At 67.9% G+C, this 18,963-nt stretch carries 18 protein-coding genes; 14 read left to right on the forward strand and 4 right to left on the reverse strand.

Annotated features, from left to right (window positions below):
• Positions 1-108: 108 nt before the first annotated feature.
• The 9 genes from ccmA (at position 109) to ccmI (ending at position 7,132) form a co-directional block, all read left to right on the forward strand.
• Positions 109-792: a cytochrome c biogenesis heme-transporting ATPase CcmA gene (gene ccmA / locus LMJ29_RS17120; RefSeq protein ID WP_229606734.1), complete on the forward strand. Its 684-nt coding sequence runs from the start codon at positions 109-111 to the stop codon at positions 790-792.
• Entirely contained in the window at positions 785-1,456 is a 672-nt protein-coding gene (gene ccmB, locus LMJ29_RS17125) for a heme exporter protein CcmB (protein WP_229606735.1), read from the forward strand. The genes ccmA and ccmB overlap by 8 nt, the downstream gene beginning before the upstream one ends.
• Before the next feature lie 69 nt (positions 1,457-1,525).
• Complete coding sequence (locus tag LMJ29_RS17130; protein WP_229606736.1) at positions 1,526-2,269, forward strand: heme ABC transporter permease; 744 nt, start codon at positions 1,526-1,528, stop codon at positions 2,267-2,269.
• Positions 2,266-2,442 (forward strand): heme exporter protein CcmD, encoded by a 177-nt coding sequence (gene ccmD / locus LMJ29_RS17135; RefSeq protein ID WP_229606737.1) that lies wholly within the window; start codon positions 2,266-2,268, stop codon positions 2,440-2,442. Before LMJ29_RS17130 ends, ccmD begins: the two co-directional genes overlap by 4 nt.
• Positions 2,439-2,906 (forward strand): cytochrome c maturation protein CcmE, encoded by a 468-nt coding sequence (ccmE, locus tag LMJ29_RS17140; RefSeq protein WP_229606738.1) that lies wholly within the window; start codon positions 2,439-2,441, stop codon positions 2,904-2,906. The genes ccmD and ccmE overlap by 4 nt, the downstream gene beginning before the upstream one ends.
• Positions 2,903-4,876 (forward strand): heme lyase CcmF/NrfE family subunit, encoded by a 1,974-nt coding sequence (locus LMJ29_RS17145; protein ID WP_229606739.1) that lies wholly within the window; start codon positions 2,903-2,905, stop codon positions 4,874-4,876. The genes ccmE and LMJ29_RS17145 overlap by 4 nt, the downstream gene beginning before the upstream one ends.
• Entirely contained in the window at positions 4,876-5,409 is a 534-nt protein-coding gene (locus LMJ29_RS17150; protein WP_229606740.1) for a DsbE family thiol:disulfide interchange protein, read from the forward strand. The genes LMJ29_RS17145 and LMJ29_RS17150 overlap by 1 nt, the downstream gene beginning before the upstream one ends.
• Positions 5,409-5,930 carry a cytochrome c-type biogenesis protein gene (locus LMJ29_RS17155; protein WP_229606741.1) on the forward strand — a complete coding sequence of 174 codons (522 nt, stop codon included), beginning with the start codon at positions 5,409-5,411 and terminating at the stop codon, positions 5,928-5,930. The genes LMJ29_RS17150 and LMJ29_RS17155 overlap by 1 nt, the downstream gene beginning before the upstream one ends.
• On the forward strand, positions 5,927-7,132 hold the full coding sequence (gene ccmI, locus LMJ29_RS17160) for a c-type cytochrome biogenesis protein CcmI (RefSeq protein WP_229606742.1): 1,206 nt from the start codon (positions 5,927-5,929) through the stop codon (positions 7,130-7,132). The genes LMJ29_RS17155 and ccmI overlap by 4 nt, the downstream gene beginning before the upstream one ends.
• Positions 7,133-7,182: 50 nt before the next feature.
• Here the strand turns inward: ccmI and LMJ29_RS17165 are convergent, their stop codons facing one another.
• On the reverse strand, positions 7,183-7,395 hold the full coding sequence (locus tag LMJ29_RS17165; protein ID WP_229606743.1) for a hypothetical protein: 213 nt from the start codon (positions 7,393-7,395) through the stop codon (positions 7,183-7,185).
• Entirely contained in the window at positions 7,392-7,604 is a 213-nt protein-coding gene (locus LMJ29_RS17170; RefSeq protein ID WP_229606744.1) for a DUF4177 domain-containing protein, read from the reverse strand. Before LMJ29_RS17170 ends, LMJ29_RS17165 begins: the two co-directional genes overlap by 4 nt.
• Before the next feature lie 261 nt (positions 7,605-7,865).
• Here LMJ29_RS17170 and LMJ29_RS17175 point away from each other — a divergent pair, with 261 nt between their 5' ends.
• The gene (locus LMJ29_RS17175; RefSeq protein WP_229606745.1) at positions 7,866-8,771 is read left to right on the forward strand and encodes a hypothetical protein; all 906 of its coding nucleotides are present in this window, start codon (positions 7,866-7,868) and stop codon (positions 8,769-8,771) included.
• Between the two features lie 135 nt (positions 8,772-8,906).
• On the opposite strand, the gene LMJ29_RS20980 is transcribed toward LMJ29_RS17175, so the two are convergent.
• Positions 8,907-9,041 (reverse strand): hypothetical protein, encoded by a 135-nt coding sequence (locus LMJ29_RS20980; protein ID WP_264758933.1) that lies wholly within the window; start codon positions 9,039-9,041, stop codon positions 8,907-8,909.
• A gap of 155 nt (positions 9,042-9,196) precedes the next feature.
• Complete coding sequence (locus LMJ29_RS17180) at positions 9,197-9,940, reverse strand: response regulator transcription factor (RefSeq protein WP_229606746.1); 744 nt, start codon at positions 9,938-9,940, stop codon at positions 9,197-9,199.
• Positions 9,941-10,453: 513 nt separating this feature from the next.
• Here LMJ29_RS17180 and smc point away from each other — a divergent pair.
• From smc to prfB, 4 genes are all read left to right on the forward strand, one after another.
• Positions 10,454-13,942, forward strand: a complete 3,489-nt coding sequence (gene smc / locus LMJ29_RS17185) for a chromosome segregation protein SMC (protein WP_229606747.1) — start codon at positions 10,454-10,456, stop codon at positions 13,940-13,942.
• A gap of 227 nt (positions 13,943-14,169) precedes the next feature.
• Positions 14,170-15,057 carry a cell division protein ZipA gene (zipA, locus tag LMJ29_RS17190; protein WP_229606748.1) on the forward strand — a complete coding sequence of 296 codons (888 nt, stop codon included), beginning with the start codon at positions 14,170-14,172 and terminating at the stop codon, positions 15,055-15,057.
• Between the two features lie 91 nt (positions 15,058-15,148).
• A complete protein-coding gene (gene ligA, locus LMJ29_RS17195) occupies positions 15,149-17,518 on the forward strand; it encodes an NAD-dependent DNA ligase LigA (protein ID WP_229606749.1) in 2,370 nt (789 codons plus the stop codon).
• A gap of 337 nt (positions 17,519-17,855) precedes the next feature.
• Positions 17,856-18,951 (forward strand): peptide chain release factor 2 gene (prfB, locus tag LMJ29_RS17200; protein ID WP_229606750.1). Its coding sequence is split into 2 segments (ribosomal slippage): positions 17,856-17,927 and positions 17,929-18,951, totalling 1,095 coding nucleotides; the frame shifts between segments, so codons are not numbered across the junction.
• The last annotated feature ends 12 nt before the right edge of the window (positions 18,952-18,963 follow it).

Raw genomic sequence — 18,963 nt, forward strand, 5'->3', positions numbered from 1 at the left:
ACTCACCGCAGCTACTCCTTAAGCTGGTCATAACCTGTCGAAAATACGATCTCCGGCGCTTTGGGGCGCATGTATAATGCGCCCCGACCGCCCGCCACAGCCCGGGCGATGTTTTCGACCGCTCTGCCGACGGGTAGCCATGCAGTGACCAGTCCCTTCCTCGAAGCCGTTGCTCTCGCCTGCGAGCGAGATCTGCGCGTGCTCTTCGAGCAACTCGACTTCGCCCTGCACCCCGGGCAGATGCTGCAGATCGCCGGCCCCAACGGCAGCGGCAAGACCAGCCTGCTGCGTCTGCTCGCCGGGCTGATGCAGCCCACCGCCGGCGAGATCCGTCTGGCCGGAAGACCCCTGGCCGAGCAGCGCGGCGAACTGACCCGCAACCTGCTGTGGGTCGGCCATGCCGCCGGCATCAAGGGCCTGCTCAGCCCCGAGGAGAACCTCGCCTGGCTGTGCGCCCTGCATACCATGGAAAGCCGCGAGGCGATCTGGTCCGCGCTGGCGGCGGTCGGCCTGCGCGGTTTCGAGGACGTGCCCTGCCACACCCTGTCCGCCGGCCAGCAGCGTCGCGTCGCCCTGGCCCGCCTGTATCTCGACCCGCCGCCGCTGTGGGTCCTCGACGAACCCTTCACCGCCCTCGACAAGTACGGCGTGGCCCAGCTCGAGGAGCACCTCGCCGGCCACTGCGAGCAGGGCGGCATGGTGGTGCTGACCACCCACCACACCCTGACCCGCAAGCCGGCCGGCTACCGCGAGCTGGATCTGGCGCTGGCCGGGAGCGTCGCCGATGAGTAACGTGTTCACCCAGCTGTTCACCCGCGAGGCGCGTCTGCTGTGCCGCCGTCCGGCCGAGCTGCTCAACCCCCTGGTGTTCTTCGGCATCGTGGTGGCGCTGTTCCCGCTGGCCGTCGGCCCGGAGAGCAAGCTGCTGGAAACCCTGTCGCCGGGCCTGGTGTGGGTCGCCGCGTTGCTCGCCGTGCTGCTGTCGCTGGACGGTCTGTTCCGCAGCGACTTCGAGGACGGCTCGCTCGAGCAGTGGGTCCTTTCGCCGCATCCGCTGCCCCTTCTGGTGCTCGCCAAGGTGCTGGCACACTGGCTGTTTTCCGGGCTGGCGCTGGTCCTGCTCGCTCCCTTGCTGGCGCTGATGCTCGGCCTGCCGGCGCGCTGCGTGCCGGTGCTGCTGCTCTCGCTGCTGCTCGGCACGCCGATCCTCAGCCTGCTCGGCGCGGTCGGCGCGGCGCTGACCGTGGGCCTCAAGCGCGGCGGCCTGCTGCTGGCGCTGCTGATCCTGCCGCTGTACATCCCGGTGCTGATTCTCGGCAGCGGCGCCCTGCAGGCGGCCCTGCAGGGACTGGCGGCGACCGGCCACCTGCTGTGGCTGGCCAGCCTCACCGCCCTGGCGGTGACCCTGACCCCCTTCGCCATCGCCGCTGGCCTGACCATCAGCGTCGGTGAATGATGAACCCTGGATTCGACTACGCCCTGGCCGCTGGCCATCGGCAGACGCAACGGTTTTGAGGCGGTTTTCATGAACTGGACGTGGTTTCACAAATTGGGCTCGCCCAAATGGTTCTACGACATCAGCGGCCGCTGGCTGCCCTGGCTGAGCGTGGCCGCGGCGCTGCTGCTCGCCGTCGGCACCGTCTGGGGCCTTGCCTTCGCGCCGCCGGACTACCAGCAGGGCAACAGCTTCCGGATCATCTACATCCACGTGCCGGCGGCGATCCTCGCCCAGTCCTGCTACATCATGCTGGCGGTGGCTGGGGTGGTCGGCCTGGTATGGAAGATGAAGCTGGCCGACGTCGCCCTGCAGTGCGCCGCGCCGATCGGCGCCTGGATGACCTTCGTCGCGCTGCTCACCGGCGCGGTGTGGGGCAAGCCGACCTGGGGCGCCTGGTGGGTGTGGGACGCGCGCCTGACCGCCATGCTGATCCTGCTGTTCCTCTACTTCGGAGTGATCGCCCTCGGCCAGTCGATCAGCAACCGCGACAGCGCCGCCAAGGCCTGCGCCGTGCTGGCCATCGTCGGCGTGGTCAACATCCCGATCATCAAGTACTCGGTGGACTGGTGGAACACCCTGCACCAGCCGGCCACCTTCAAGGTCACCGAGAAGCCGGCCATGCCGGCGGAGATGTGGGTGCCGCTGCTGATCATGGTCATCGGCTTCTACTGCTTCTTCGCCGTGGTCCTGCTGCTGCGCATGCGCCTCGAGGTGCTCAAGCGCGAGTCGCGGGCCAGCTGGGTCAAAGCCGAAGTGGAGCGTAGCCTGTGAGTTTCGAGTCCTTCGCCGATTTCCTCGCCATGGGCAAGCATGGCCTGTACGTCTGGACCGCCTACGGCATCAGCCTGGCGGTCCTGGCCCTCAACGTCGCGCTGCCGATCCTCGCGCGCCGTCGTTACCTGCAAGACGAGGCGCGCCGTCTGCGCCGGGAGAGCAAGCAATGAATCCGGTGCGCAAGAAGCGTTTGTTCATCATCCTCGGCATCCTCGCCGGCGTCGGCATCGCCGTGGGCCTGGCGCTCAGCGCCCTGCAGCAGAACATCAACCTGTTCTACACGCCGACCCAGATCGCTGCCGGCGAGGCGCCCAAGGACACCCGCATCCGTGCCGGCGGCATGGTCAAGGAAGGCTCGGTGAGCCGCTCGGCCGACTCGCTGGACGTGCAGTTCGTGGTCACCGACTTCGCCAAGGACGTGACCATCCGCTACCGCGGCATCCTTCCCGACCTGTTCCGCGAAGGGCAGGGCATCGTCGCCCTCGGTCGGGTGAACGGGGAAGGCGTGCTGGTGGCCGACGAGGTGCTGGCCAAGCACGACGAGAACTACATGCCGCCGGAAGTCACCAAGGCGCTCAAGGACAGCGGCAAGCTGCCGGCGGGCGCGATGGGCAGCGCGGAGAGCAAGCAATGATCCCCGAACTCGGCCATCTGGCGCTGATCCTCGCCCTGTGCCTGGCCGCGGTGCAGGCGACCCTGCCGATGATCGGCGCCTGGCGCGGCGACGCGCAGTGGATGGGCCTGGCCCGCCCGGCGGCCTGGGGTCAGTTCGCCTTCCTGCTGTTCGCCTTCCTGTGCCTGACCCAGGCCTTCCTGGTCGACGACTTCTCGGTGGCCTACGTGGCCAGCAACTCCAACAGCGCGCTGCCCTGGTACTACAAGTTCAGCGCGGTGTGGGGCGCCCACGAGGGCTCGCTGCTGCTGTGGGCGCTGATCCTCGGCAGCTGGACCTTCGCCGTGTCGGTGTTCTCCCGCCAGCTGCCGGACGTGATGCTGGCCCGCGTGCTCGGCGTGATGGGCATGATCAGCGTCGGCTTCCTGCTGTTCTTGATCGTCACCTCCAATCCCTTCGACCGCCTGCTGCCCAACGCGCCGGGCAACGGCCGCGACCTCAACCCGCTGCTGCAGGACTTCGGCCTGATCGTCCATCCGCCGATGCTGTACATGGGCTACGTCGGCTTCTCGGTGGTGTTCGCCTTTGCCATCGCCGCGCTGCTCGGCGGCCGCCTCGACGCCGCCTGGGCGCGCTGGTCGCGGCCGTGGACCATCGTGGCTTGGGCCTTCCTCAGCATCGGTATCGTGCTCGGCTCCTGGTGGGCCTACTACGAGCTGGGCTGGGGTGGCTGGTGGTTCTGGGACCCGGTGGAGAACGCCTCGTTCATGCCTTGGCTGGTCGGCACCGCGCTGCTGCATTCACTGGCGGTGACGGAGAAGCGCGGCGTGTTCAAGAGCTGGACGGTGCTGCTGGCCATCGCCGCCTTCTCGCTCAGCCTGCTGGGTACCTTCCTGGTGCGCTCCGGCGTGCTGACCTCGGTACACGCCTTCGCCGCCGATCCCGAGCGCGGCACCTTCATCCTGATCTTCCTGCTGTTCGTGGTGGGCAGCTCGCTGACCCTGTTCGCCCTGCGCGCGCCGGTGGTCAAGAGCGCCATCGGCTTCGGCCTGTGGTCGCGCGAGACCCTGCTGCTGGCCAACAACCTGATCCTGGTGGTGGCCTGCGCGATGATCCTGCTCGGCACCCTGTATCCGCTGGTGCTCGACGCGCTCTCCGGCGCCAAGCTGTCGGTCGGCCCGCCGTACTTCAACGCGCTGTTCCTGCCGCTGATGGCCATCCTCATGCTGGCGCTGGGCGTCGGCGTGCTGGTGCGCTGGAAGGACACCCCGCTCAACTGGCTGGGCAGCATGCTGCTGCCGGTGCTGGTCGCCGGCGGCGTGCTGGGGATCGTCGCCACCTTCCTGTTCGGCGACTTCCACTGGGCAGTGCTGGCCGCCTGCCTGCTGGCCGCCTGGGTGGTGCTCGCCGGACTGCGCGACCTGCTCGACAAGACCCGCCACAAGGGCCTGCTGCGCGGTATCGCCGGCCTGTCGCGCAGCTACTGGGGCATGCAATTCGCCCACCTGGGCATCGCGGTGACCGCCCTGGGCATCGTGCTGTCCAGCCAGTACAACGTCGAACGCGACCTGCGCATGGCGCCGGGCGAGACGGTCGAGGTGGGCGGCTATCAGTTCGTCTTCGACGGCGCCAAGCACCATGAAGGGCCCAACTACACCGCCGACCGCGCCACCGTGCATGTCCTGCAGGACGGCGAGGAAATCACCGTGCTGCACCCGGAGAAGCGCCTGTACACCGTGCAGCGCATGCCGATGACCGAAGCCGGCATCGATCCGGGCTTCACCCGCGACCTCTATGTCGCTCTCGGCGAGCCGCTGGACGGCGGCGCCTGGGCCGTGCGTCTGCACGTCAAGCCGTTCGTGCGCTGGATCTGGCTGGGCGGGCTGCTGATGGCCTTCGGCGGCTTCCTCGCCGCGCTCGATCGCCGCTATCGCGTCAAGGTGACCACCAAGGCCCGCGAGGTCCTCGGCATGACTGGAGCCAATGCCTGATGAAACGTGCAATCCTGCTGCTGCCGCTGGTCGGCTTCCTGGTCCTGGCCGGCTTCCTCTACAAGGGGTTGTTCCTCGATCCGCGCGACATCGGCTCGACCATGATCGGCAAGCCGTTGCCCGAGTTCGCCCTGCCGTCGCTGGAGAACCCGACGCGCAACCTGAGCGCCGCGGACTTCAAGGGCAAGCCGGCGCTGGTCAACGTCTGGGCGACCTGGTGCCCGACCTGCCGCGCCGAGCACGCGATGCTCAACCAGCTGGCCAGCCAGGGCGTGGTGGTCTACGGGGTCAACTACAAGGACAACGGCGACGCGGCGCGCAAGTGGCTCAACGATCTGGGCAATCCCTACCGCCTTAACGTCGAGGACCCGCAAGGCAGCCTGGGCATCAACCTCGGCGTCTATGGCGCGCCGGAAACCTTCCTGATCGACAAGGACGGCGTCATCCGCCACAAGTACGTCGGCGCCATCGACGAGCGCGTCTGGCGCGAGCAGCTGGCCCCGCTGTACCAGGAACTGGTGGACGCGCGCTGATGAAACGACTGCTTTCCGCGGCCCTGCTGGGGCTGACCCTGTCGCTGGGCGCCCAGGCGGCCATCGACACCTACGAGTTCAACGACGAGGCGGCGCGCGCGCGCTACCGCACCCTCACCGAGGAGCTGCGCTGCCCGAAGTGCCAGAACCAGAACATCGCCGACTCCGACGCGCCGATCGCCATGGACCTGCGCCGCGAGATCCATCGCATGCTCGGCGAGGGCAAGAGCGACGAGGAGATCGTCGACTTCCTGGTCGCCCGCTACGGCGATTTCGTGCGCTATAACCCGCCGGTCAACGCGCGTACCTGGCTGCTCTGGTACGGCCCGTGGGTGCTGCTGGCCACCGGCCTCGGCGTGCTGACGCTGATCGTCCTGCGTCGCCGCCGCCCGTCCGCGTCCGGCCCGGGCACCGACCTCTCCGCCGAGGAGCGCGCGCGCCTCGACCAACTGCTGAAGAGTTCCGTTCACAAGAACTCTGCCGACAAGAGCCCCACCGACCACCCCAAGGCTGACCAATGACCGCTTTCTGGCTTGCCGCCGCGGTGCTGCTGCTGGCAGCGCTCGCCTTCCTGCTGATTCCGCTGCTGCGCGGTCGCCGTGCCCAGGCCGAGGAGGATCGCACCGCCCTCAACGTCGCCCTCTATCAGGAGCGCATCGCCGAACTGGAAGCCCAGTACCTCGCCGGCGCGCTGGATAAGCCGCAGCTGGAGGCGGGGCGCGCCGAAGCGGCTCGCGAGCTGCTCGCCGACGCCGAGCAGGGCGAGGGGGCGCATCGCTCGCTGGGGCGCTGGCTGCCGCTGGCGCTGGCCGTGCTGGTGCCGGCCGTCGGCTTGGGGCTGTATCTGCACTGGGGCGCCAGCGACGCATTGCGCCTGCGCGAGCAACTGGCCGTGGCGCCGAAGAACATGGACGAGGTGATCGAGCGCCTCGAGGAAACCGTGCGCCTGCAGCCGGACCAGGCCGAGGCCTGGTACTTCCTCGGCCGCAGCTACATGGCCCAGCAGCGTCCGCAGGACGCCGCGCCGGCCTTCGCCCGCGCCGCCGAGCTGGCCGGCCGCCAGCCGGAACTGCTCGGCCAGTGGGCGCAGGCGCTGTACTTCGCCGCCGGCCAGAAGTTTACCGCAGAGGTGCGCAGCCTCAGCGAGGAGGCCTTGCAGGCCGATCCGCGCGAGGTCACCACCCTCGGCCTGCTCGGCATCGCCGCCTTCGAGGAACAGCGCTACGCCGACGCCATGGGCTACTGGCAGCGTCTGGTCGCCGTGCTGGAGCCCAACGATCCGTCGCGCCAGGCCATCGAGGGCGGCATCGCCCGCGCCCGCGAGCAGCTGGTCGCCCGCGGCGAGCCGCTGCCCAAGGCGCCGAAGGCCGCGGCGGCGGCGGTAGAGCTCAAGGTCAAGGTCAGCCTGGCCCCCGAGCTGGCCGGCAAGGTGCGCCCGGACGACAGCCTGTTCGTCTTCGCCCGTGCCGCGTCCGGTCCGCCGATGCCGCTGGCGGCCAAGCGGCTGAAGGTCTCCGACCTGCCGGTCGAGGTCAGCCTGTCCGACGCCGACGCGATGATGCCGCAGCTCAAGTTGTCCAACTTCGCCGAGATCCAGCTGGTCGCGCGCATCTCCCGCGCCGGCAGCCCGATGGCCGGCGAGTGGATCGGCCAGAGCGGCGTACTGAAGACCGCCGAGGCCGGTGCCCAGGCGCTGGTGATCGACACCGCCGAGCAGAAGTAACGGCCTGCGCCGCCGGCCCGCTCGGGTTCGGAGCGGGCCGCGTCGCCGCATCAGTCGAGGTAGCCGCGATCCTTCTGGCGCTTTTCGGTCCGGTATTCGTTGACCACCAGGGTGATGCCGAGGGCGACCACGAACAGCGCGGCGGCGGTGACGGTGAGCTTGAAGAACAGCTCGCCGTCCAGCGGCGCCCACCACAGCTGCACCAGCGCCAGGGCGACCCAGGCGACGAAGATCAGCAGGCAGACCAGCGCGCCCAGTCTCACCGGTCGCGCTCCATGATCACCAGGTAGGACTCGCGGCTCCAGAACAGCAGCATGCGGCGGATGTCCTTTTCCATGGTGATCACTCTCCAGCCCTCGCGGGCGTTGCGGTTGAGAAACTCGCTGAAGCGCTCCGGATCGACCTTCGAGGCGCCGAGCAGCAGCGAACCGAGCATGCCTTCCTGATACAGCGTGACCTTGTATTCCTTCATCGGGATTCCTTGTCTGCAGTTGACGGCAGCGCTTGCGCTGCCGCGGCCATCATAGCCCGCCGAGCACCGCAGGGTGGACTCGGCTACCTTCTCCGGGCGCCGCTGCGCATCTCGTGAGAGCATTCTGCAACCACTGCCGTTGTGCGCTGTCTGATGGTTGAGGCCACCGGATTGTGGCCAGTGCGATGGTGCGGCGGCCGCTGCGGCGATTGTCGACATTCAATGGTTCGAGCAGGCCCGGTCCTGCGGTGGAGGCTAGCAATGAGGCGTTTTGCCGTTGGGATCCTGTTGGCGCTGATCCTGCCGCTGAGTGCCTGCACCGTCTACGAAGGGGACTATGGATACGAGCCCTACTACGGCCGCCCGTATCCGCCGCCCTCCTATGGCGACTGGCGCTGGGACGACGATCTGCGCGTCTACGTCAGCGTCGGCTATCCGTACGTCTACTACCACGATCACACCTACTACCGCTGGTACGACAACCATTGGAGCTCGGGGCCCGGCTTCCGTGGTCCGTGGCGGATGGTCGAGCATCGCCACGTGCCGTCGCGTCTCGGCCAGCGCTATTACCCGCGGCAGTACCATGACGGTCGTCGCGACAACGATCGCTACGACTATCGCCAGCCGCGTTACGAAAATCGCGACATCCGTGACCGCCAGGACTACCGCGACCAGCGTGACTGGCAGCGCCGCCAGGACATGGAGCGCCGCGACAATCGCCTGGAGCACCGTGACGAGCGGTTCGGGCAGGGGCCGGAGGAGCGCCAGCGTCGGCAACTGCAGCAGTTCAGGGGGCGTGAAGTGGAGCACCAGCCGCTGGACCGCCAGCACCTAGATCGCCAGCCGCTGGATCGCCAGCCGCTGGATCGTCAGCAGCCGCGCTTCGACACCGGTCGGGACCCGCGGCAATGGCAGCAACGTCACGACGATCGTCGGATACAGCCGGGCATGCCGATCAATCGCCAGCAGATGCAGGGCAACCAGCGGCGCTACGAGCGCACCTCCGAGCCGGTCCAACACCGCGCGATAGGTGGCCCTTCGCGTCGCGACCAAGGTAACCGCCCGGTTTCGGGGCAAGGACAGGGGCAGGAGCAGGGGGATGGCCGGGGGCAGGGGCATGGCCAGGGGCGCGGCGCTGGCGGGATGTCGTGGGGCAACCAGCGCTGATCGGACGTGGTACGGGGGATAAGGGCGCTGCAAGGAACTGCGGCGCCTTTGGTTCGCTCCCGAGCACCGGGCTGCGGTCGCCCGCTCTGGGAAGGGGAGTGTGTCGGGGGAGCTGGCCGGCGCGCTGCCGACGGACTAGCGGAACAAGTGCCAGGGGAAGCTGTAGAGAGCGACCATGATGCCCAGGTAGAGCATGAGGAACAGGATGCAACCGAGGATCTCGACCTGCTCGTCGCGGTGCGGGTCGTTGCGTGTGGCTTGTGATTTCATGGCGAGGCCCCCGGATCGGCTGAGAGAAGGCTGGTTTCGAACTCCAATGCTGTCTCGCTCCTGCGCCGTGCTCGGCGTCTCAGAAGCTTTGTGATCGTTTTAACAGTTTTTTTGTGAGCGAGGCTTACAAAACCTTGCGTTTCGTAAGGCGTGTGCTACCGCTGCACTTGCAGGGCCAGGGTCAGCCGGTAGCCTTTGCCCCGCTCGGCGCGGATCGGATTGCTCCCGGAGTGCAAGGTCTTCAGCCTGCTGCGCAGGCGCGAGATCAACACCTCGAGCTGGGCCTTGCCGTAGACGTCGAGCGGCTTGCCCAGGCGCTCGAGCAGTTGCCAGCTTTCCAGGAAGTTGCCCGGGGCGAGGGCCAGGGCGTAGAGGGCCTCGACCTCCTGGCGCCGCAGCCTGAGCGAGCCTTCCGCGGCATGCAGCAGGCAGCTCGCCAGTTCGAGGGTCAGCCCGGCGCCGGGCGCAGGGGTGTTGATTTTCAGCCGCCGTCCCAGCGAGTCGAGGGCGGCGCAGAGTTCGGCGGGTACGGCCGGCTTGCCGAGGCAGAGGTCGGCGCCTTGCTCATAGGCGGCGATCCGGTCGTCGAGACTGTAGCGCGCGCTGAGCAGGACGATGCCGATGTCCGGCTGGATCTGCCGCAGGCGAGCCACCAGGCTCAGGGTCTCCTCGCCTTGCAATTGCTGGTCGACCAGGGCGATATCGAAGTGGGGGGCCGCCGGCAACTCGTACAACGCCTCGGCGGCATCTCCGCAGGCGACCGAATAGCCATGCCGGGACAGGTTTTCGCTGAGGGTCTCGCGCTGCAGGCGATCGGCTTCCAGCACCAAGACGCGCAGGGTTGGCGAGTGGGCGTGGGCTGGGGCGCGCGTTGCTTCGGGGGAGCGAGTGATGAGCATGGCTCGAAGCAGACCTCCGTTGTCTTGGCGATGACTCATCCAGCCGCTCCGCGCAAGGGAGGGGCTGGTCGTAGCCCGGGCCTGCGACGAGAACCGTCTGCCCGTTGGCATGGTCTCCGTGCAGCGCGCTTCGCTCCGGACGTCCGGTTTGCCGCGGGTGTCGCAGCGCCACGCCGGGGAAGGGCGGGCATGCGCACCGGAAGAGGGCGCCCCGGTCAAAAAGTTGTTGTCACGGTCATGCCTGACATGACCGTTCCGGGATTTCTGTCAAGGTAATGATTTTACGCTTCGTCGGGAAGTCCCCCGGCTGCTGTCCTGGCGCGCTTCCAGTGGGCGCGCCGGCATGCGCGGGACGGGAACGGGGCGCGGGTTTGCCGCCATGGCCCTGTGCTAGACTGCCGCACCGCACCATACGTGACAGATCCCTGCCATGATCCTGCCGTCTGCCACCCATGTCGCGCCGTGCTGCTGCCGGGCGCTTCTTCACTGCCGCCGCGCGCGGAGCGCCGCCGCATGCGTCTGAAATGCATTCGTCTGGCCGGCTTCAAGTCCTTCGTCGACCCCACCACGGTCAGCTTTCCGAGCAACATGGCGGCGGTGGTCGGCCCCAACGGCTGCGGCAAGTCCAACATCATCGACGCCGTGCGCTGGGTGATGGGCGAGAGTTCGGCGAAGAACCTTCGTGGCGAGTCGATGACCGACGTCATCTTCAACGGCTCCAACACCCGCAAGCCGGTCGGCCAGGCTTCCATCGAACTGGTGTTCGATAACAGCGACGGCAGCCTGCTCGGTGAGTACGCGGCCTGGAGCGAGATCTCCATCCGTCGTCGGGTGACCCGCGACGCCCAGAACACCTACTTCCTCAACGGCACCAAGTGCCGGCGCCGCGACATCACCGACATCTTCCTCGGCACCGGCCTCGGTCCGCGCAGCTACTCGATCATCGAGCAGGGGATGATCTCCAAGCTGATCGAGGCCAAGCCCGAGGATCTGCGCAACTACATCGAGGAAGCCGCCGGCATCTCCAAGTACAAGGAGCGCCGCCGCGAGACCGAGAGTCGCATCCGCCGCACCCAGGAGAATCTCGAGCGCCTGGCCGATCTGCGCCAGGAGCTGGAGCGCCAGCTCGAGCGGCTGCAGCGCCAGGCCCAGGCCGCCGAGAAGTATCAGCAGTACAAGGCCGAGGAGCGCCAGCTCAAGGCGGAGCTGGCCGCCCTGCGCTGGCTGGCGCTGGACGAACTGGCTCGCCAGCGCCAGTCGGTGATCGGCGATCAGGAAGTGGCCATGGAGGCGCTGGTCGCCGAGCAGCGCTGCGCCGATGCCAGCATCGAGCGCCTGCGCGATGGCCATCACGAGCTGTCGGAAACCTTCAGCCAAGTGCAGGCGCGCTTCTACTCGGTGGGCGGCGACATCGCCCGCATCGAGCAGAGCATCCAGCACGGCCAGCAGCGCCTGCGCCAGCTCCAGGACGACCTGCGCGATGCCGAACGTGCGCGGGTCGAGACCGAGTCCCATCTCGGCAATGACCGCGGCCTGCTGGCCACTCTGGCCGAGGAGTTGGCCATGCTCGAGCCCGAGCAGGCGCTGGCCCAGGCCGCCGCCGAGGAGGGCGCCGCCGGTCTGGAGGAGGCCGAAGCCGGCATGCACGCCTGGCAGGAGCAGTGGGACGCCTTCAACCAGCGCAGTGCCGAGCCGCGCCGCCAGGCCGAGGTGCAGCAGGCGCGCATCCAGCAGCTGGAACAGAGCCTGGAGCGTCTGGTCGAGCGCCAGCGCCGTCTCGAGGAAGAACGCCGCCAACTGGCCGCCGACCCCGTCGATGCGTCGCTGGCGGAGCTCGCCGAGCAGCTGGCTGGCGGCGAGCTCGAAGTGGAGGAGCTGCAGGCCGCCGACCTGCAGCTGGCCGAGCGCCTGCAGCAGTTGCGCGAGCAATTGCAGGGCGCCAATCGCGAACAGCAGCAGGCGCAGGGCGAGCTGCAGCGCCTGAACGGTCGTCTCGCCTCGCTCGAAGCGCTGCAGCAGGCGGCGCTCGATCCCGGTGCCGGCGCCGCCGGCTGGCTGCGCGAGCAGGATCTGCACACGCGACCGCGCCTGGCCGAGGGCCTGCGCGTCGAGCCGGGCTGGGAGCTGGCGGTGGAAACCGTGCTCGGCGCCGACCTGCAGGCGGTGCTGCTCGACGATTTCGCCGGCCTGGATCTGGCTGCCTTCGCCCAGGGCGAACTGCGTCTGGCCAGCCCGACAGCGGAGGCCGGGCTGCCGGCCGGCAGCCTGCTGGACAAGGTGCAGGCGCCGGTCGATCTTTCTCCCTGGCTGGGCCGGGTGCGCCCCGTCGCCTCGCTGGACGCCGCGCTGGCCGGGCGCGCGGCGCTGAACGAAGGGGAAAGCCTGATCAGCCGCGACGGCTACTGGATCGGCCGCCACTTCCTGCGCGTGCGGCGTGCCGGCGAGGCCGACAGCGGCCTGCTGGCCCGCGATCAGGAGCTGGAGCGCCTGAGCGGCGAGCGCGACGAACGCGAAGCCGTGCTGGCCGCGCTGGAGGAACGCCTGCAGGCACTGCGCGACGCCCGGCAGACGGCCGAGCAGGCCCGCGAGCAGCAGCGCCGGCTGATCCAGGAAGCCAGCCGGCGCCTGGCCGAATACCAGGCCCAGCTGTCCGCCAGCCGGGCGCGCCACGAACAGCTCGCCCTGCGCCGCCGCCGTCTCGACGAGGAGCTGGCCGAACTGGCCGAGCAACGCGCCCTGGAGGTCGAACAGCTGGGCGAGTCGCGCCTGTACCTGCAGGACGCGCTGGACGCCATGGCCAGCGATACCGAACGCCGCGAGGAGCTGCTCGGCCAGCGCGACCGCCTGCGCGAGCGCCTCGACCGCGTGCGCCAGGACAGCCGCCAGCACAAGGACCATGCCCACCAGCTGGCCGTGCGCATCGGTTCGCTGCGCGCCCAGCACGATTCCACCCGCCAGGCCCTGGAGCGTCTCGAACTGCAGGCGGCGCGCCTGGTCGAGCGCTGCGAGCAACTGAGCCTCAACCTCGAGGAGGGCGACGAGCCGCTGCAGGAGCTGCGCATGCGCCTCGAGGAGTTGCTCGAGCGGCGCATGGCGGTCGACGAGGAAATGCGCCAGGCGCGCCTTGCCCTCGACGACGCCGACCGCGAGCTGCGCGATGCCGAGAAGCGCCGCGGCAGCGCCGAACAGCAGGCTCAGCTGTTGCGCGGCCAGCTCGAACAGCAGCGCCTCGACTGGCAGACCCTCAGCGTGCGCCGCAAGGCGCTCGAGGATCAGCTCGTCGAGGAGCGCTACGACCTGCCGAGCCTGCTGGCGCACCTGCCCGAGGCGGCCGCCGAGCGCGAATGGGAAAGCCAGTTGGAGCAGCTCGCCGCGCGTATCCAGCGCCTGGGGCCGATCAACCTCGCGGCGATCGACGAATACCAGCAGCAGTCGGAGCGCAAACGCTACCTGGATGCGCAGAACGACGACCTGGTCGAAGCGCTGGACACCCTCGAGAACGTCATCCGCAAGATCGACAAGGAAACCCGCAACCGCTTCAAGGAAACCTTCGATCAGATCAATGGGGGGCTGCAGGCGCTGTTCCCCAAGGTTTTCGGCGGCGGTCAGGCTTATCTGGAACTTACCGGCGAAGATCTGCTCGATACAGGAGTGGCGATCATGGCCCGCCCGCCGGGCAAGAAGAACAGCACCATCCATCTGCTGTCCGGCGGCGAAAAGGCGCTCACCGCGATCGCTCTGGTATTTGCCATCTTCCAGCTCAACCCGGCGCCATTCTGCATGCTCGACGAAGTGGATGCGCCGCTGGACGATGCCAACGTCGGTCGATATGCCAGACTGGTCAAGGAGATGTCGGAAAAGGTGCAGTTCATTTACATCACCCACAACAAGATCGCCATGGAAATGGCCGATCAATTGATGGGGGTGACCATGCATGAGCCGGGCTGTTCGCGGCTTGTGGCGGTCAACGTGGAAGAGGCGGTGGCTCTGGCCGAGGCCTGAGCGCGGGATGCCGGCTGCATGACAGCGTGATTCTGCAGGGCGACAGGCGGATGGTCGAAAAGTGCTGTGCAGGCTGTTTGCGCACGTCAAGGCGACGGACGGTGTATAGTTTTCGCCGACATGTTAATTTAATGGGCTAATAATCACGCCAGTTAAACTGGATGTTGACAGCGTGGTTGAAACAGCAATTGTTTTGCCCGGATTCTGAGTAGGGGAATGTGTCTTTCATGGACATCGGTTTGCGCGAATGGCTGATCGTCATCGGTATCGTGGTGATCGGCGGAATTCTGTTCGACGGCTGGCGCCGCATGCGTGGCAGCAGGGGGCGTCTGAAGCTCAAGCTCGACCGCAACGCCGCCAATCTGTCGGACGACGATGAAGACCAGAACCTGCTGGGGCCGTCGCGTGTGGTGACCAAGCACGCGGAGCCGTCGCTGGACGAGCGCGACCTGGCCGAGCCGTCGGTGGGTCGGGGCCGTGTCGAGGCGGACGACGACCTGCCGCTGGTCGACGAGATCGAACTCGACGAGCCGGCCTCGGTCGCCCGCGGGCTGAACGCCGTCGATGATGAGCCGCCCATGCCGCGCGGCAGGGAGCAGGCGCGCGACAAGATCGTCGAGAAGGTCGAGCAGAAGGTTGCCGACAAGCCTGCTCCGGCCAAGCCGGCGCGCGAGCTGCCGCCGATGGAGGAAGTGCTGGTGATCAACGTGATTGCCCGCGACCCCGCCGGCTTCAAGGGCCCGGCCCTGCTGCAGAACATCCTGGAAAGCGGCCTGCGCTTCGGCGACATGGACATCTTCCATCGTCACGAGAGCATGGCCGGCAACGGCGAGGTGCTGTTCTCGATGGCCAACGGTGTCAAGCCGGGTACCTTCGATCTCGACCGGATCGACGACTTCAGCACCCGCGCGGTGAGCTTCTTCCTCGGCCTGCCCGGCCCGCGGCATCCCAAGCAGGCCTTCGACCTGATGGTCGCCGCCGCGCGCAAGCTGTCCCACGAGCTCGACGGCGAGCTGAAGGACGAGCAGCGCAGCGTGATGACCGCCCAGACCATCGAGCACTACCGCCAGCGCATCGTCGAGTTCGAGCGCCGCGCGCTGATGCACAAGCGTTGATACCTCGATGGAAACAGACCGCCCGGCGTGCCGTCGGGCGGTCTTGCAAACAGAGCAGCCGAGGCTGCTTTTTTTGTTTGACGGATAGCCCATGACCCAGACTGCCGCCCAGCGCATCGCCGCCCTGCGTGCCGAACTCAACGAGCACAACTACCGCTACTACGTACTCGACGAACCCAGCGTGCCGGATGCCGAGTACGACCGCCTGTTCAATGCCCTCAAGGCGCTGGAGGCCGAACATCCCGAACTGGTTACCGCCGACTCGCCGACCCAGCGCGTCGGTGGCGCGGCGCTGGCCCAGTTCGGCCAGGTGCGCCACGAGATCCCCATGCTCAGCCTGGGCAACGCCTTCACCGACGAGGATCTGCTCGCTTTCGACCGCGCCGTGCAGAACGGCCTTGGTCTGGCGGCAGGGGACCTGTTTGGCGGCGGCGCCGCAGTCGAGTACAGCTGCGAGCCCAAGCTCGATGGTCTGGCGGTCAGCCTGCGCTACGAGGACGGCCTGCTGGTGCGCGGGGCGACCCGTGGCGATGGCAGCACCGGCGAGGATATCAGCGCCAACGTGCGTACCGTGCGCAACATCCCCCTGCGCCTGCAGGGCAAGGGCTGGCCGCGGGTGCTGGAGGTGCGTGGCGAGGTGTTCATGCCCAGGGCCGGCTTCGAGGCGCTCAACGCCCGCGCCATCGAGAACGGCGGCAAGACCTTCGCCAACCCGCGCAATGCCGCCGCCGGCAGCCTGCGCCAGCTCGATCCGCAGATCACCGCCAGTCGCCCGCTGGAGTTCTGCGCCTACGGCACCGGTCAGGTCGAGGGCGGGGCGCTGCCGCATACCCACTATGCCCTGCTGCAGGCGCTCAAGGGCTGGGGGTTGCCGGTCAGTCGCGAACTGCGCCTGGTCAAGGGGGTGCAGGGTTGCCTGGAGTACTACCGCGACATCGGTGCGCGCCGGCAGACGCTGGCCTACGACATCGACGGCGTGGTGTTCAAGGTCAACAACCTGGACGACCAGCAACAGCTGGGCTTCCGCTCGCGTACCCCGCACTGGGCCATCGCCCACAAATTCCCCGCCCAGGAAGAGCTGACCGAGGTGCAGGGCGTCGAGTTCCAGGTCGGCCGCACCGGCGCGGTCACCCCGGTGGCGCGCCTGAAGCCGGTGCAGGTGGCCGGCGTCACGGTGTCCAACGCCAGCCTGCACAACATGGACGAGGTGGCGCGCCTGGGGCTGATGATCGGCGATACCGTGATCATTCGCCGGGCCGGCGACGTGATCCCGCAGGTCATGCAGGTGGTGCCCGAGCGCCGACCGGCCGATGCGCGGCCGGTGCTGGTTCCCGAGCACTGTCCGGTGTGTGGCTCGGCGGTGGAGCGTACCCAGCTGGTCAGGCGCGCCAAGGGCAAGGCTTCGCTGAGTGCCGGTGCGATCTACCGCTGCATCGGCCGCTTGAGCTGCCAGGCGCAGCTCAAGCAGGCGATCATCCACTTCGTCTCGCGCCGCGCCATGGACATCGATGGCCTGGGCGACAAGATCGTCGAGCAACTGGTCGACACCGGGCTGATCGCCTCGCCGGCCGACCTCTACACCCTCGGCTACGAGCAGGTGGTCGGGCTGGAAGGCTTCGCCGAGCTGTCCACCCGCAATCTGCTGGCGGCCATCGACGCCAGCAAACAACCGTCGCTGGCGCGTTTCATCTACGCGCTCGGCATCCCCGACGTCGGCGAGGAGACCGCCAAGCTGCTGGCGCGCGCCCTGGGCTCGCTCAGGCGCATCGAGGTGGCGCTGCCGGAGGTGCTGACCTGGCTGCCGGACGTCGGTCTGGAAGTGGCCCACGAGATCCACAGCTTCTTCGAGGACGAGCACAACCGCACGGTGATCGCCAGCTTGCTCGAACGCGGCGTCGCGCCGCAGGAGGAGGGCGAGCTGCACGCCGAATTCGCCGCCTGCGCGACCCTGGCCGAGCTGATCGACAAGCTGAACGTCGCCGGCATCGCCGCCACCGGGGCGAAGAACCTCGCCGCGGCCGCCGGCAGCCTGGAGGCGGTGATCGCCCTCAGCCAGGACTGGCTGAGCCTCAAGGCCGTCAAGGGGCTGACCGAAAAGGCCCGCGAAAGCCTGCGCGCCTTCTTCGCCGAGCCGGCCAACGTCGCGCGCGCGCGCGCCATCGAGGCGCAACTGCACGACTTCGGCATGCACTGGCAGAGCACGCGCAAGAGCGTGGCCGGCCTGCCGCTGGCCGGGCAGACCTGGGTGCTCACCGGGACCCTGGAGGCGATGAGCCGCGACGAGGGCAAGGACCGCCTGGAGGCGCTCGGCGCCAAGGTCGCCGGCTCGGTATCGGCCAAGACCCACTGCGTGGTCGCCGGCCCCGGCGCCGGCTCCAAGCTGCTCAAGGCCAACGAGCTGGGTGTGAAGGTGCTCGACGAAGAGACTTTCCTGGCGCTGCTGGCAAAATTCAACAGCTAGGGGTCGTCCCGCGAGCAGCTGAAGCGCTGCAGCGATAGGGTGTGGTCGTAGGGTGGAAGACTCGCGCAGCGATCTTCCACCAGGAGGCGCGGATCGATGACGGGGAGGCGGTCGATCATACGGTTCGGTAGCCGGGGTTGTGCCGTTGCCCGCCCTGCGCCAGCCGCATTTTGTGCGCCTCGCCTGGGTGGCAGCGTACGGTGCTTTCGCCAGTGCCCCGAGCCTCACGCTGTCCCGCCGAATCCTGAGTGCTTTGTCGCTGCCGTGCTGCCAGCGCGCCGCGACTGGCGTATACTTTTGCGCTTTTCTCCAGTTCCGCCCGCGAGTGACGCCAGCCATGGAAATCAATCCGATCCTTAACGCCATCAAGGACCTGTCCAGCCGCACCCAGTCTATTCGGGGGTATCTTTGACTACGATCAGAAGCATGACCGTCTGACCGAAGTCAATCGCGAGCTGGAAGACCCGAACGTCTGGAACAAGCCGGAGTACGCGCAGAATCTCGGCCGCGAGCGCGCGATGCTGGCGCAGATCGTCGAAACCCTCGACGAGCTGACCAGCGGCCTGGCCGACTGCAGCGACCTGCTGGAAATGGCCGTCGAGGAAAACGACGAGGGCGCCGTGGGCGATGTCGAGGCCGAAGTGGCCCGCCTGCGCGAAATCCTCGAGAAGCTGGAGTTCCGCCGCATGTTCAGCGGCGAGATGGACCCCAACAACTGCTACCTGGACATCCAGGCCGGCTCCGGTGGCACCGAGGCCCAGGACTGGGCCAACATCCTGCTGCGCATGTACCTGCGCTGGGCCGACAAGCACGGCTTCGACGCCGAAATCGTCGAACTGTCCGAGGGCGAGGTCGCCGGCATCAAGAGCGCCACCGTGCACGTGCGCGGCGAGTATGCCTTCGGCTGGCTGCGCACCGAGATCGGCGTGCACCGCCTGGTGCGCAAGAGCCCGTTCGACTCCGGCAACCGTCGCCACACCTCGTTCTCCGCGGTGTTCGCATCGCCCGAGATCGACGACAACATCGAGATCGACATCAATCCGGCCGACCTGCGCACCGATACCTACCGCTCCTCCGGTGCCGGTGGCCAGCACGTGAACACCACCGACTCGGCGGTGCGCATCACCCATATCCCGACCAATACCGTGGTCAGCTGCCAGAACCAGCGCTCCCAGCACGCCAACCGCGATACTGCGATGAAGATGCTGCGTGCCAAGCTGTTCGAGCTGGAAATGCAGAAGCGCCGCGAGGCCTCCCAGGCGCTGGAAGAGACCAAGTCGGACATCGGCTGGGGCCACCAGATCCGCTCCTACGTGCTGGATGCCTCGCGGATCAAGGATCTGCGTACCGGCGTCGAGCGCAGCGACTGCGACAAGGTGCTGGACGGCGATCTGGACGAGTACCTCGAGGCCAGCCTGAAGCAAGGACTTTAAAGCTGCTGCGCT

This window comes from Pseudomonas oryzagri (assembly GCF_020831405.1).
In the GTDB taxonomy this organism is placed as follows: domain Bacteria; phylum Pseudomonadota; class Gammaproteobacteria; order Pseudomonadales; family Pseudomonadaceae; genus Geopseudomonas; species Geopseudomonas oryzagri.